Annotated in this window: 8 protein-coding genes and 1 pseudogene; 8 read left to right on the forward strand and 1 reads right to left on the reverse strand. The window is 41.0% G+C overall.

What is annotated here, in order from left to right; translation table 11 throughout:
* Window positions 1–54: 54 nt before the first annotated feature.
* The 4 genes from FGK98_RS04440 to esaA all read left to right on the forward strand — a co-directional run bounded on the left by FGK98_RS04440 (window position 55) and on the right by esaA (window position 6,743).
* Window positions 55–1,029 carry a DUF1002 domain-containing protein gene (locus tag FGK98_RS04440; RefSeq protein ID WP_138100239.1) on the forward strand — a complete coding sequence of 325 codons (975 nt, stop codon included), beginning with the start codon at window positions 55–57 and terminating at the stop codon, window positions 1,027–1,029.
* A 73-nt stretch (window positions 1,030–1,102) separates the two neighbouring features.
* The gene (gene rlmD, locus FGK98_RS04445; RefSeq protein WP_138100240.1) at window positions 1,103–2,461 is read left to right on the forward strand and encodes a 23S rRNA (uracil(1939)-C(5))-methyltransferase RlmD; all 1,359 of its coding nucleotides are present in this window, start codon (window positions 1,103–1,105) and stop codon (window positions 2,459–2,461) included.
* Between the two features lie 464 nt (window positions 2,462–2,925).
* Window positions 2,926–3,219, forward strand: a complete 294-nt coding sequence (locus FGK98_RS04450; RefSeq protein WP_138100241.1) for a WXG100 family type VII secretion target — start codon at window positions 2,926–2,928, stop codon at window positions 3,217–3,219.
* 65 nt (window positions 3,220–3,284) lie between these two features.
* Window positions 3,285–6,743: a type VII secretion protein EsaA gene (gene esaA / locus FGK98_RS04455; RefSeq protein WP_138100242.1), complete on the forward strand. Its 3,459-nt coding sequence runs from the start codon at window positions 3,285–3,287 to the stop codon at window positions 6,741–6,743.
* A gap of 34 nt (window positions 6,744–6,777) precedes the next feature.
* Here the strand turns inward: esaA and FGK98_RS04460 are convergent.
* Window positions 6,778–8,085 (reverse strand): annotated as a pseudogene (locus FGK98_RS04460) (transposase).
* Between the two features lie 220 nt (window positions 8,086–8,305).
* On the opposite strand from FGK98_RS04460, the gene FGK98_RS04465 reads away from it, so the two are divergent.
* Genes FGK98_RS04465 through essC form a run of 4 tightly spaced genes read left to right on the forward strand, consistent with a single transcriptional unit; the run spans window position 8,306 to window position 14,664 of the window.
* Window positions 8,306–8,791 carry a type VII secretion EssA family protein gene (locus FGK98_RS04465; protein WP_138100243.1) on the forward strand — a complete coding sequence of 162 codons (486 nt, stop codon included), beginning with the start codon at window positions 8,306–8,308 and terminating at the stop codon, window positions 8,789–8,791.
* Window positions 8,791–9,039: an EsaB/YukD family protein gene (locus tag FGK98_RS04470; RefSeq protein ID WP_084948606.1), complete on the forward strand. Its 249-nt coding sequence runs from the start codon at window positions 8,791–8,793 to the stop codon at window positions 9,037–9,039. The genes FGK98_RS04465 and FGK98_RS04470 overlap by 1 nt, the downstream gene beginning before the upstream one ends.
* A complete protein-coding gene (gene essB, locus FGK98_RS04475; RefSeq protein ID WP_138100244.1) occupies window positions 9,036–10,226 on the forward strand; it encodes a type VII secretion protein EssB in 1,191 nt (396 codons plus the stop codon). The genes FGK98_RS04470 and essB overlap by 4 nt, the downstream gene beginning before the upstream one ends.
* Window positions 10,216–14,664 (forward strand): type VII secretion protein EssC, encoded by a 4,449-nt coding sequence (gene essC / locus FGK98_RS04480; protein ID WP_138100245.1) that lies wholly within the window; start codon window positions 10,216–10,218, stop codon window positions 14,662–14,664. Before essB ends, essC begins: the two co-directional genes overlap by 11 nt.
* Window positions 14,665–14,686 lie beyond the last annotated feature (22 nt).

The following is a 14,686-nucleotide window of genomic DNA, read 5'->3' on the forward strand; positions in this document are numbered from 1 at the left end:
AGTTTTATTTAAGATTGTTTTATTACCCTAGAAAGGTAAAGGAGGGTATACCCTATGAGAAAGAAATTCTTTCTAACAAGCGCTGCAGTTCTGTGGGCAGCAACAGCTATGACGAGTGTCCACGCAGCAACAGATGTTCAAAAAGTAATCGATGAAACCTATGTACAACCTGAATATGTGCTTGGTTCTTCACTAACTGAAGACCAGAAAAATAAAACTCTTAGCAAACTTGGCTATGACGCATCCAAAGACACCAAAAATATCAAAACCATGACACCTGATATTTATTCGAAAATTATGAATGTGGCTAATGATGCTAGTCTACAACTCTATTCGTCGGCCAAGATTCAAAAGCTGGGGGATAAATCACCTCTAGAGATCAAGATTGAAACGCCTGAAAATATCACCAAGGTGACGCAGGATATGTACCGTAATGCAGCGGTGACTCTGGGAGTCGAGCATGCCAAAATTACAGTTGCAGCTCCTATTCCAGTTACAGGTGAGAGCGCCCTAGCTGGGATATACTACTCATTAGAGGCCAATGGTGCTAAAGTACCGCAAGCCAATAAAGACCTAGCCCAAGAAGAACTAAAAGCCTTGTCCGATATCAATGCTGAAAACAAGGACAAGTCGGGCTACGATGCCAATAAACTCAATGTTGCTTTGACAGATATCAAGGCAGGAATCGCAAAGGCAAAAGAAGCCAAAGGAAATCTGACAGAAGAAGATGTTCGCAAAATCGTTGAAGACACTCTAAAAAACTACAAACTCGATCAGGTTATAACAGGAAACCAGGTCAATATCATCATCAGTTTTGCCCTCAATCTCTCAAAGAGTGATATTTTGAACAATGCTGATTTCACCAAAACCCTAAATGATCTCAAACAAAGCATCGTTTCACAAGCTGGAGATAGTTTTAAAAATATCAACCTCAACTTTGATGCCAATAAAGCGCTAGAAGAGGGGGGCAACTTCTTTAGCTCTCTTTGGCAAGCCATTGTCAACTTCTTCAAGAGTTTTGGTGCTTAGGTCATTTCATGATATAATAGATGGTAACAGAAATGTTGCCGTCTTTTTTGTCGGCTGATAGAAAGTGAAAAATATGTTAAAGAAAAATGATATTGTAGAAGTTGAAATTGTTGATTTGACCCATGAAGGGGCAGGGGTTGCCAAGGTAGATGGTTTGGTTTTCTTTGTAGAGAATGCTCTACCAACTGAGAAAATCCTTATGCGTGTCCTTAAAGTCACTAAAAAGATTGGCTTTGGGAAGGTTGAAGAATACCTTACTTACTCTCCACATCGTAACCAAGACCTTGACCTAGCTTATCTACGTTCAGGTATCGCTGATTTAGGGCATCTTGCCTACCCAGAGCAGCTCAAGTTTAAAACCAAGCAAGTCAAAGACAGTCTCTACAAAATTGCTGGAATTGCAGATATAGAAGTAGCAGAGACACTTGGTATGGAAAATCCAGTCAAGTATCGAAATAAGGCGCAAGTTCCAGTTCGTCGTGTCAATGGCGTCTTGGAAACTGGCTTTTTCCGTAAGAATTCGCATGACCTCATGCCACTCGAAGATTTCTTTATCCAAGATCCAGTGATTGACCAAGTTGTAGTAGCCCTACGTGACTTACTCCGTCGTTATGATTTGAAACCTTATGATGAAAAGGAACAGTCTGGTTTGATTCGGAACCTTGTCGTGCGTCGTGGGCATTATTCCGGACAAATCATGGTTATTTTGGTAACCACTCGTCCGAAATTTTTCCGTGTTGATCAATTGATTGAACAACTAATCAAGCAGTTTCCAGAGATTGTCTCTGTCATGCAAAATATCAACGACCAGAATACCAATGCTATTTTCGGCAAGGACTGGCGGACACTTTATGGTCAAGACTACATTACCGACCAAATGTTGGGAAATGACTTCCAAATATCTGGACCAGCCTTTTACCAGGTAAATACAGAAATGGCAGAGAAACTCTACCAGACAGCCATTGACTTTGCAGAGTTAAGAGAAGACGATGTGGTAATCGATGCCTACTCAGGAATTGGAACCATTGGTTTATCCGTTGCTAAGCATGTCAAGGATGTTTATGGTGTTGAAGTCATTCCAGAAGCAGTTGAGAATAGCAAAAAGAATGCGGAAATCAACGAGATTGCCAACGCCCACTATGTATGTGACACAGCTGAAAATGCTATGAAGAACTGGCTCAAGGAAGGTATTCAACCAAGTCTTATCCTAGTAGACCCACCAAGAAAAGGCCTCACAGAGAGCTTTATAAAGGCAAGTAGCCAAACAGGAGCAGACCGCATTGCCTATATCTCCTGCAATGTTGCAACCATGGCGCGTGATATCAAACTCTACCAAGAGTTAGGATATGAACTGAAGAATGTACAGCCAGTTGATTTATTTCCGCAAACGCATCATATCGAGGTTGTAGGAATGCTGGAGAGAAAGGGATAAAGCCCACCGTTTCAGGGGTTACAAAAGGCTTGATATTCGGTCTTTTTTGAATTTTTGAGTGAAGTATAAATCTAACAGTCTGAAGTGATGTAGCAGGATTGATAGTGGTAAAGTATGAAATTTATTCTCACATACGCAAAGAGGGTGCAAAATGTTCCAGCAGGTAGGGTGTCTGTGGGAATTGTTTTGCACCCCCTTTTTTTGATATCACCAAGATGGTCGATGGAAGTAGGAGTTCAGTAATTGATACAATAGTCTACAATGAAATGCTTTATAACCTAGTATTTTTATATTGAAAGATGTGACATGCTTGATTGCACACATCAAATAGTGGGAAGTATTCAATCGATTTATAAAGTTGAATCAAAATTCTAAAAAACACTTGCAATCTGACGAGTTTGTGATACAATATTGACTATAAGGTTATCGGGAAGATGACCAAGTTAAAAAAGGAGAATAATGATATGCCAGCAATTTCGTTGACCCCAGAACAGTTAAAGTCTGAAGCACAAACTTATACCAATGCTTCTGAACAATTGAAAGATGCCATTAACAAAGTTTCAGGCGCAAATGGTCGTCTTCAAGGACAATGGCAAGGTGCGGCTTTCCAATCTTACTTGGAACAATTCCAACAATTATCAGTAAGCGTGATTCAAATGGAACAACTTCTTGAAAGTATCCATGCACAATTGAATCAATACGCTGATACTGTTGCTGAGCGTGACCGTCAGGATGCAACTTCATTTGGTTTGAATTAATCATCGGTGAACGGCGCTTCGCAAGGGGCGTCGTTTTTTGCTAGTTATAAGTGGAAAAGGGAATAATGAATAGTCCTCATAAAGAAAAACGATACTTAAAAATTTTAACTGCAGTAGCATTCGTATCCCTGTTATCAGGTTCTCTTGTTTATTTCGCATTAAAGGATCAGAGCCTTCACTATTCAAGTGAGATCAAGCAAACTGCTAAGGTTCAATATGCGCTTGTGAATGAAGATAAAGGTGCAAGGTTTGAAAATACTGATTATAATTTAGGCTCGGATTTTGTCACTTTAATTAATCAGGATACAGAGAATAACTGGGAGACAACCAATCGTAGCGTGGCTGAAGCAGGATTGAAGTCAGGTCAGTTTGATGCAGTTATTACTCTTCCGTCAGACTTTTCTGAGAAATTGTTGAGCTTAGAGAGTGTTTCTCCAGAAAAAGCCACTGTTTCTTACCAGATTCGCGAAGGGCAAAACGAACAAGCTAATCAGGCTGTCCACAGTCAAGTTAATACAGTCTTACAAGGATTTAATCAACGGGTGGTTCGGATGTATTTTTCGAGCATCATTCGGAATCTTTCAGATGCACAGACGAATGTGAATCAGATGGCAACTACAGAGTTATCTCAAAATACGTTCATCATTTCAAATATTCAAGCTCCATTTTCGACCCTACCAGATTCATTTAGAAGTACTCAATCCATTGCAAATAGTCTGAAGACGGATAATGAACTCTTTAAGACCCAACAAGAAGCTTTTGTTAAATCAGTCGCAAGCAGCATGGAAGCGAATAACAACTCTTTAGATGCTTCTGGGAAAGCCCTTGAGTCTACAACAAACTCTGTGAATGAGTTTTCAAAAGAAGCTAATACTCGTCTTGAAAAGTCAACCGACCAATATAAGGAGCAATCTGAAAAAGATAAGGCTGCCTTGGAAAAACAATGGACAGATGATCAGAAGCATTATTCTGACTTGTATAATGCCCTTTACACTGTTGGGAATGCTAAATTAAAAGAATTGCAGTTTTCCGATACGGCAACCGGTTCCTTTATGGCAGATTTCAAAGCTAAGGCGGGGGAGTATAAAACTGCACAAAGTAAGGTCAAGGGGAACTTAGAGGCACAACTCACTTCTTTAGAAAAAGAAGTAGCGGAGCTTAGAGCACTCAGGGAGACCATTGCAGAGACTTATTATGACTCTAAGGATTTAAGTGATCAGACAGCTACTGATAAAGATATTCGCTCGGCTATTTTGAACTTAATGACGAAGCCAGAAAACCGAAGCAAACTCCCTAAGCAGTATATTGAGGCAATTGCTAGTCGCTTACCGATGATTTCATCTGGAGATTTGAGTGCTCTCATTGCTAAATTAGAGCAAGATAAATTGATCTCATCAGATGAGGCTACAACTTATCGTAATGCACTGAAAATTGTGTCTAACTACAGTAGCGAGTTGGGTGGTTCTTTAGGGCAAAATACAACCTTTAAGTATCTGTCCTCAGCGGCTACTGTTACTAGTCCAGTGACCTATCCCATTCACCAAACTCTAGAATTTGATCCGTCAACTGGTAGTCAGACAGTCCAATTGAACATCGATGATGCAAAGATGGGGAATCTTGAACTGGAAGGTGTGACGAAAGATTCAATTGAAGCCTCTATCCGTCAACAGTTAAAAGATACAGGCTATCATGTGACAGCTGCAGTATCAGGAAATACAATTCAAGTCACATTTGTCAATGAAAGAACGGCGTCAACTACTCCGATTACCTCTTCGGACTCAGGGGGATCAAGTACTTCAAATGCGGATGCAAGTGATGCAACAACATCTACAAATTCCACTTCTACAAGTGAAAGTACGGCAGCAACGCCAACTACTTCACCAGGAGTCAGTCAACCAAGCTATGCAACACTTCCTAAAAAGGTGAGTGTCACGATTAGTGGACAGATAAAGTGGAATTTATCTGATGATGTGAAAAAGAATTCCTATAACCAAGTAGGTTATAGTTGGACAGATGGAAGTTCAGTTCAAGCTAGTGCTCAGTTATCTGTCTTTAATGGTAAGTATGACACTTTGGCTGAGGATTTACCTACGATTCTGAAAAACTTCCAAAACCTAGACTTTGCTGCCCAACAAATCGTTACTCTATTTGCATCACCAGGGGCAAGTTTAGATATCAATCAATTTGCAGGCACGCTATCAAGTGGTACTCTCGTACAAAAGGCTAGTCCAGATTCTGTATATAGTCTCTACAATAATCTAACTGACGACGAACGGGCTTCAGAAATATCGGATGTTTTAGTTACGAAGTATCGGCTTGCAGGAGATAATTTATACAAACAGGTAGATCAGCAATTAAAGGATGTGACAGATATTCTAGGTGAAAAAGTGAATCCTAAAGAAGGCACCCTTCGTCAAGTGTATCAGTCTCTCCCAGACTCAGATTTGCTTGTTAAGCAAGCTTCTGCCTTAAATACCTGGTATGGGGAGATGCAGAAGGTCTTAGATGAGGCTCATAATCAGTGGAAAGATTCTGAGAAACTTGCTTATGAATCAGTTGTCAATGATCAAAATCCACAACCAGAGAAGATGAATACCTCTAAGCTGGAAGAAGAAGTGAAGAAACTTTTGTCTCAATACGATAGCTTACGAGATAGTTCTAAAAAAGCTGCACAAGCTACAGCTGATGGAGCTGCTCAGGTACGAGATATCTCACCACAAATCCAACAGTTAAACGAGACAACAGAATCGGTTCAAAAGTCCGCAGATGGTGTCCTTTCCAGTTTGAACCAGAGTGTGAAGGAAACAAGTAGTACAGTTGAGAAAAATACCTCTTATGCAGAACAGTTTGGAAAGGTGCTTGCCAATGCGAAAAGTGGAGGTGCTGATAACAAGCAAGTGTTCAATTTCTTATCCGATCCAATTACTACAAAAGTCACAGAAGGTAAGACACAGGCAGCTAGTCACATTTCCATCATCCCCTATTATATGACCTTGTTGTTATCGGTTATTTCTTTTGTGATAGCTATGACGATCGGACGCTTTGTTAAAGATAGACAGGAAAGGGAAGAAACTGATCTTTTGACAACGAAAAAGTGGGACTTGAAACTTCAAAGTTTCTTACCGACAATCATAACGGCTACTGTTGGTTCGATTTTGTTTTCAGGAGTTACAATAGGAGTAGCAACAGCAGCTAATGGATTCTTATGGTTCATTTATAGCTTTATGTTAATGGCAAGCTTGATTTTAGTGCTATCTTACAGCTTGAAGAAAGCTCCGTATCCGACTTATATTGTATCTGCATCCCTCTTAGGTTTTTATCTCCTACTAACTCCTATTTTGGGAGTGGCAACTCAATCAGGAAGTTTCCTTAATTTCTTATATCGACTGTCTCCGTTACAAAATATTGAAAACGGCTTTAGTTATCTCTTGGTCGGTGGTAACTTAAGCATTGTAACGATTCTTCTACTCTTATTATTTGTAGGCATCGGAGTTAGTCTCAATCTCTTTACAAGAAAGAAATAAGGCTCTTTGTCAACTGTAGTGGGTTGATAAAAAGTTACAACCTGGAGAGGACCAAACTGGTTCTCTCCTTTTTGATATTCAAAGAGCGATGAGAATTCTCGTTTTAAAGTTTTCAAAGTTCCGGAAACCAAAAGCATTTTGCTTAATGACTTTGATGAGGATATTTGTGGTCTCAAGTTTTGCGTTTGAGTAGGGAAGTACAAGTGCATTAATGATCTTATCCTGATCTCTCAAAAAAGTCCTAAAAATGGTCTGGGAGATTGGATTGACAGAAGAAATAGTTTCCTTTATTAATTCAAAGAAATAATCAGCGTGCTTCTCTTGAAAATGAAAGAGTAAAAGCTGATAGAGTTCATAGTGCTCTCTAAGATCTTGAGAGTAAGAGAGAAGTTTTTCGAGAATCTCTTTATTGGTTAAATGCGACTGAAATGTTGGACGATAAAATCGTTTACTGCTCAGCATATAGTTATCCTGTTGAATGAGTATCCAGTAACGTTTCAGTGCTTTATATTCTTGCGATCTTCTATCAAACTGATTCATAATTTGGATGCATACGCGATTCATTGCTCGGCTGAGATGCTGGATAATATGAAAACGATCGAGAACGATTTTAGCGTTTGGGAGTGAAACAGTCTGGGAGACTGTTTCAGCCTGAGCCTAGAAATTCAAAAGCGAAGTTGTCTAGCTAAGGCATAGTAAGGGCTGAACCTATCCATCGTAATGATTTTCACGCTATTTCGGACCTGTCTGGAATAGCGCAGGAAGTGATTGCGAATAGTTGCTTGAGTCCGTCCATCTAAGATAGCTAGGATTTTTCTTGTATCGTAGTCCTGTGCAATAAAGCTCATATTTCCTTTCTTGAGGCTATATTCATCCCAACTCATGTGTTCTGGAAGGTGGTTAAGATCAGTCTAAAATTTGAATTTATGTAACTGACGAATGACTGTCGAAGTGGAGACAGATAAACTTTCGGAGATAGCTGTCATAGGGACTTTCTCAATCAATTTTTGAGTGATTTTCTGTTTGACGATGGTTGCGATCTAGTGATTCTTCTTGACTAAGGAAGTCTCTGCGACGGCTATTTTTCCACAGTTTTTACAGCGGAAACGGCGTTTTTCAATCGAATGAGAGTCTTGTAGCCAGCACATTCGAGGTAGGGGATTTTGGATTCTTTTTGAAAGTCATATTTAGCCATTTGTCCTTGACAGTTGTGACATTTAGAGGCAGGATAATCGAGCTTAGCAATGACTTCTTTATGCGTTCCAGCGTCAAGATAATCTAAGATAATAATATTTTTGTCTTTAATTTCAAGTATGTTTGTGATAAAATTTAATTGTTTCATAAGATTCTTTCTAATGAGGGTTTGGTCACTTTTTCATTATAGGTCTTATGGGGCTTTTTTTCTACAAAAAAATAGACTCCATAATTCCTACAGTGGCTTTACCCACTACAGAAATTATAGAGCCAGAAATAATCAAGGTAAGGATCCTTTTTGTCTTCTTGTGAGATGGTGTGATTTGTAGTATAATAAAGTTATCTTTACCAAGTGGGGAAGGAGATTTATGAAGAAGGTTCAAGTCATTTTTAGTCTATTATTGTTGTGTTTTTTTCTTAACTCAGGTGATGTCCGAGCAGATGATGGAAGTCTTGAAATTAATAATCAAACCATCCATGATCAAGGGAACAATCCTCAGACTACTAAGTCTAAGAATATTCCTGAATTATTTTTAGAAGATAGTGTGAAGAAAGAAAAACAGCTACAAAAAGCACAGCAAGAGAATGTTCATCAAGCGCAGTCCTCTCTTTTTATCGGGACTAAAGATACTAATAGTTTTCAGAGTCAGGATAAGGTGACGCGTGGCTTGTTTCAAGCAAATTATAGAGCAGATGAAGCAATTTTGACTGGAGAGAGCACCTCTAAGACTTCGCTACCTACTTGGCTATCTATTTTAGGATTTGGAATAGGTCTACTTGGAGTGACCTATCTAGGTGTTTGGCTAGGTAGGAAGTACTCAAAAGTGCTTCGTTTTAAGAAGGAGAGTGTGTGATGAAGACAATTACGGTTGGTATAAAATGGAGAGACCAAATATATGATTTGAAACTTCCAACGCAGGTTTCATTCAAGAGAGTAAAAGAGCTGATATGTGAGTCATTTTCAATGATGAACCAAGAGCTACCAAGTCACTTTGATCTTCAAGTGACTAATAAATCAATTGCCTTTTATGATGATGACCAGATAGCGGACTTTCCTTTAGGAAACGGAGATCAATTAGAAATTGTAGGGAGAAAGAAATGAAAGTACAAGAGACAAGTATCCAATCCAAGTGGTCGAAAGAGGCTGGTGAACTAGAGATTAAGTTATCCGCTAATCAATTTCAACTGAATCGGATGAAGCAGTATCGATTCTTTTTAGAAAGCACGGCACATTTAGCTCAAGGAGCAGTGAAAGAAGAGGCAGAAGAGGTCGTTCGTCTTTCTTACCAAATTCCAGCAGGTTATCAGTCAATTCGAGAAGCTGTTGAAAATAAAGAAATCTTAGAACGCCTTCATCTTTTTCAAAAGTTACAATTCTTAAAAGAAACTGTCGATCAGCCTATGAAACCCTTTATTCACCCAGATAATCTGTTTGTGAGCGGGGAAAGTGTCCTTTTAGGACATAGAGGGATGACAGATAGTGTGGTTCCTTTTTCGCTCATGAAGGAGGACTTGTTAAAGCAATATAAGGCTTTAGCTGTGTTCATTTTACAACCTAAGCTCAACTTTGAAGAGTTAATTGATAGTCTTACGACGGTAAAAAATGCTTTTGCGGAAACTCTTTTTAAAGCGGAGACTTTTGATGAAGTAGACCATCTCATTAGCGAGCAGGCTCGTATCCAAGAAGAGAAGCGTCAAAAGGAAAAACTGCTTGTCTCGAAAAGGAACTATCAATTGTTTAAATGGGGTTCTTTAGGACTCACAATTGTAACAGTTGCGATGGGGATTGCAACAGGTATTTATGCTTTTTATGTGGTGCCTAAGCAGGATAAAATCATTCAGGCTGAGACGAGTTACATTGCTAAGGATTATACGGCAGTGGTAGAAGGTCTTAAGTCAGAAGCTCCAAATAGTCTTCCGAAGGGAGTCCAGTATACACTTGCGGCTAGCTCGTTAGAGTTAGACAATCTTACTCAAGAACAAAAGGAAGCTGTATCTAGAAACTTGTCACAGAAATCTAGTGAGAATACTCTTTCTTATTGGATCTATATCGGCCGTGGAGAACTTGAAAAAGCACTTGATATTGCTCAAAATATTGGGGACATTCAGTATATTCTTCATGCTTATACGAAGCTCTATGATCAGGTCAATACAGACAGTACGATGAGCGGAGCGAAAAAGCGAGAACTCCTTGAAAAGTATCAAAAAGAAATTGATAAGTTACAGGAACAATTAAACGGAAGTTCAAAGGCAAATAGTACATCAAAGGAGACTAAAAATGGCAACTAAGGGCAAACAAGCGACTTGGAGTCAAAAGCTGTCAGATGAAGAGGTTCTTTGGCATGTGTTTTCGTTTAAAGAATGCTTTGAGTACAAAGAGTTGACCGAAAGGGCCTCCTCAATCAATATTGGAGAAAGTCATATCTCAATTACTGAAAGTGGTCTTGAAAAGGACGGAATCCCTTGGGCTGGTCAGAAGGAGGAAAGTCTGGTAGCCATTCCACATGAACAGATTCAGATCCATTCCTTTACCTATCCTAAGCAGGACTTACTCTTTTCTAAGGAGAAGAAAGCAGATGTTTGCCTTGAAAGTCAAGCTCTCCTTTACCTGAAAGTTAAGGAGAATACCTATCATCTCTCTGGATCATCTAATGGAGCTAAGGTTTATCTAAATGGACAAATTCTAGAGGAAGTTGATGCCTCTATTCAGGTAGGGGATGTTTTGGTGGTGGACTGCTTTCTTTTCTCATTTCGAGAACATCAGATCCATTTCCTGCCCTTGAGCAGACAGTACACTATCCAATCTGATCATTTGTTTGAAGAACCTTTTAAAGCTGAGTTTCCACATGAATTTCCTAATTATCGTAGAAGTCCACGCATTTATCTAAAAGAGCCTGAGGATAAGGTGGAAATCAATTCACCAGCGCCAGAAGAAAAACTTAGACGTGGTGAGCTATGGCGTGCGATCGTACCGCCTGTTGGAATGGTGGTGATTAGCGGAGCCTCTAGTGTCTTTATGCAGGGAAATGCCTTGCTTATGATGGGAATGGCCAGTGCCAGTCTCTTGACAGCTGGATTTTCAGTATCGAGCTATTTTACCAACAAAAAGGAAGTCAAAGAGAAGAATCAGAAAAGAAACGATGATTATCAAGAGTATATCTTAGAGACAGGAAGCCAATTGAGTCGTCTAAAGGCGGAACAAAAGAAAGCCTTGACATATAATTTTCCATCGGTTGATGAATTAGTGGATTTAGTAGAAAGTTACAACCCACGGATTTATGAGAAGATGGTGACAAATGATGACTTTCTAAAGGTTCATTTGGGAACTGGAACGATTGATTCTAGTTATTCCTTACGTTTTCAGCCAACCAATCGCAAGGAAGACTGGAGCCGCTTTGTCGAGAAAAAACTGGTACAACCTCATATAAAATTAGAGGATGCGCCTATTGTCCTCTCTCTACGTGATCAGGCTTTGGGATTAGCGGGAGTAGCTCCTGTCTTACGAGTAGCAGTTCAAACGCTATTGTTTCAGATTGCGGCGCTCCATTCCTATCATGATGTAGAGTTTGTGACCTTGGTCTCCCAAGAGGAATACGAGAATCACTGGCGAGAATGGCGCTGGTTGCCTCATGCGCAAATGCGGAGTCTCAATCTACGGGGACTTATTCATGATGACCAGACCAGGGACATGATCTTGACCTCTTTTTACCAGATGTTAGTCAAGCGTCGTCAGGTCGTTCGGGAACAAAAGCAGGAGCAAATATTCTCGCCGCACTATGTCTTGACGATTTTGGATGAGTCATGGCTGTCAGGACATGGGCTCAATGAATTTCTGGCAGAGGATATGACCCAATATGGGGTGACGGTTATCTGGGGTAAGGAAAGCCTCAATATGTTGCCTGAGACGGTGACGGCAGTGGTTGATTACCAAAATGGAGAAACAGCCAAGCTCGTCAATAATCATCATATCTATGTCAACCAAGACTTTAAGCCTAATCGTCTGCCTCAAAATGGAAAACTTGAAGAAGCGATTTACCGTTTGGCCAATCTCAATCATATCGAAGTGGAGAAAAACTCGATTCCAGATACGATTTCCTTTATGGAACTCTACGGTGTTAAGCAGGTCGAGGAATTGGATGTGGAGAAACGCTGGCAGGCAGCGGATGCATCTAAGTCTCTCGCTGTACCTCTAGGTGTTCGAGGGAAGGATGATATTGTGCTGCTCAACCTTCATGAGCGTGCCCATGGTCCACACGGACTAGTTGCAGGGACTACCGGATCTGGTAAGTCTGAAATTGTGCAGAGCTATATTCTGTCTCTAGCTGTTAACTTTGCGCCAGAAGATGTTGGATTTCTTCCGATTGACTTCAAAGGGGGAGGGATGGCCAATCTCTTTGCCAAGCTGCCTCACTTGATGGGTGCTATTACCAACTTGGATGGAGCTGGGACGGCTCGTGCGCTGAAGAGTATTCGTGCGGAACTTCAAAAGCGTCAGCGTCTCTTTGGGAAATTCGGTGTCAACCATATCAATGGCTATACCAAGCTCTATAAAAAAGGGAAGGCACTTAGCGATCCAGAGGAGAAAAAGACCTATCCGACAGAGCCTTTACCTCATCTTTTCCTGATCTCAGATGAGTTTGCGGAGTTGAAGCAAAATGAACCAGAGTTTATGGCAGAACTCGTCTCCACGGCACGTATCGGACGTTCCCTAGGGGTTCACCTGATCCTTGCGACTCAAAAGCCATCTGGAGTGGTGGATGAGCAGATCTGGTCTAATTCTCGCTTTAAGCTGGCGCTCAAGGTTGCCGATCCTTCAGACTCAAATGAGATTATCAAAACCCCAGATGCGGCTAGTATCACTCAGCCTGGTCGTGCTTATCTTCAGGTCGGAAACAATGAAATCTATGAACTCTTCCAGTCAGCATGGAGTGGAGCGGATTATCAGCCATATAGTGATGAAGGCAACCAAGTAGATGAACGGATTTGGTTAGTGAATCAACTAGGGCAGAGCGAACTCTTGATTGACGGAAATGACGGGGATTACTCGGTTGAAGAGACACAAGAGCAGGAGACAGAGCTTGAAGCTGTGATTGATTATATCAATAAGGAAACGGAGCGTCTGCAAGTCATCCTCCCTGAAAAGCCATGGTTACCAGCTCTTGGAGAGGAGCTAGTAGGAGCGGCAATTGATCGTCAAGCAGAGTGGACAACCCCACGTCAACTCTCCATTCCACTAGGCATGCTGGATCTGCCAAGTGCTCAAAAGCAGGAGGTCTACCACTTTGATATTGAGGAGTTAGGCAATACCGTCTTATATGGGTCCCCAGGCTTTGGAAAATCAACAGCTCTTCAAACTATCCTCATGAATCTGGCTCGTAGAAATACGCCTGAGCAAGTTCAGTTTAACCTTTTTGATTTTGGGACGAATGGTCTCTTACCAATTAGAGAGTTGCCACATGTGGCGGATCTGGTTCGACTAGATGAGGAAGAAAAGCTCCTCAAGTATCTGAAACGTCTGGATAGTCTTATGAAAGAGCGAAAAGCCCTCTTTACAGAGGCTGGCGTGTCTAGTCTGTCACAGTATGAGCAAAAGACAGGTCAAGCTCTCCCTGTTCTTCTCAACTTCTTTGATGGCTATGACTCAGTACGGGAAAGCCCATTAGAGGAGATCATCGAGTCAGCTGTCAACCAGCTCCTACGTGAGGGAGCTAGTCTGGGTATTTATACTCTGATAACCGTACTCAGCGCTAGTAGCTTGCGTTTACGGATGAGTTCGACGATTCCCAATGCTTTGAGCTTTTACTTAGTAGAAGAAGGAGCGCTTCGGACGGTTATGGGACGTGATGCCCTGCCAGGCCAGGAAATTGTCGGCCGTGCTCAGGTGACACAGGAAGAAGTTCTAGAGTTACAAGTCTATCTGCCGATAGAAGGAAAAGACGATATCGACCGTCTTTCTCACTTAACAGCAGAAATCCAATCAATGAATCAGGACTGGCAAGGCTTACGTCCAGAAGCAGTACCTATGTTGCCAAGTAAGATTTCTACGAGTTTCTTTGAAAATCACGAGAAAGTTCAGGATATGTGGCAAAGAGGCGAGTTGCCAATTGGTTTTGACAAAGAAAGTACACACCCGGTTGGCTTTGTGCCAAAACGAGACGGCTACTTTGAGCTTCTCTATGATACCATGCAGCAACTAGAATATGGCGAAGCAGCGCTTCTGACAGGCTTAGAAAAAGTGCCTAGTCACATTAAAAAGTTCTTGGTGGATCCAACAGGAAACTACCATCAGTCGGAAGGGCTGTTCGACGAAGTATTTGTGGGCGAGGAGATCCCTGGTTTCTTTATGGATATGCAGTCTGAAGTGGATGCGCGCACGCCAGCTGATTTGGATTATCCTATCTACATCTTGATTCCAGAAGCACAAGCCCTCAGCAAGCTTATGAATCTTAAGATGACAGAAGATGCCTTTAAGTCTCTTCTGCACAAAGGAGGGACAGTTGGGCTCCACTTCATCTTTATGGGTGAGCTCCGTCAGATCGTTAACGGTTATATGGAAGTGGATAAGATTTTAAAGGTTAATGTGCCTGCAGGTTGTATCGGAATTCGTTTCCAAGACCAGAATGTTGTATCCATTAAGAGTAGCTTCACAGAATCGGTTGTCGGAGTGGATGAGTACAACTACTTCACCAGCCGAGATGGTTATCGCATCAAACTTATCAGTGAATAAAAGCGAGTCATTTGACTTGCTT

It is taken from the genome of Streptococcus australis, assembly GCF_901543175.1.
In the GTDB taxonomy this organism is placed as follows: domain Bacteria; phylum Bacillota; class Bacilli; order Lactobacillales; family Streptococcaceae; genus Streptococcus; species Streptococcus australis_A.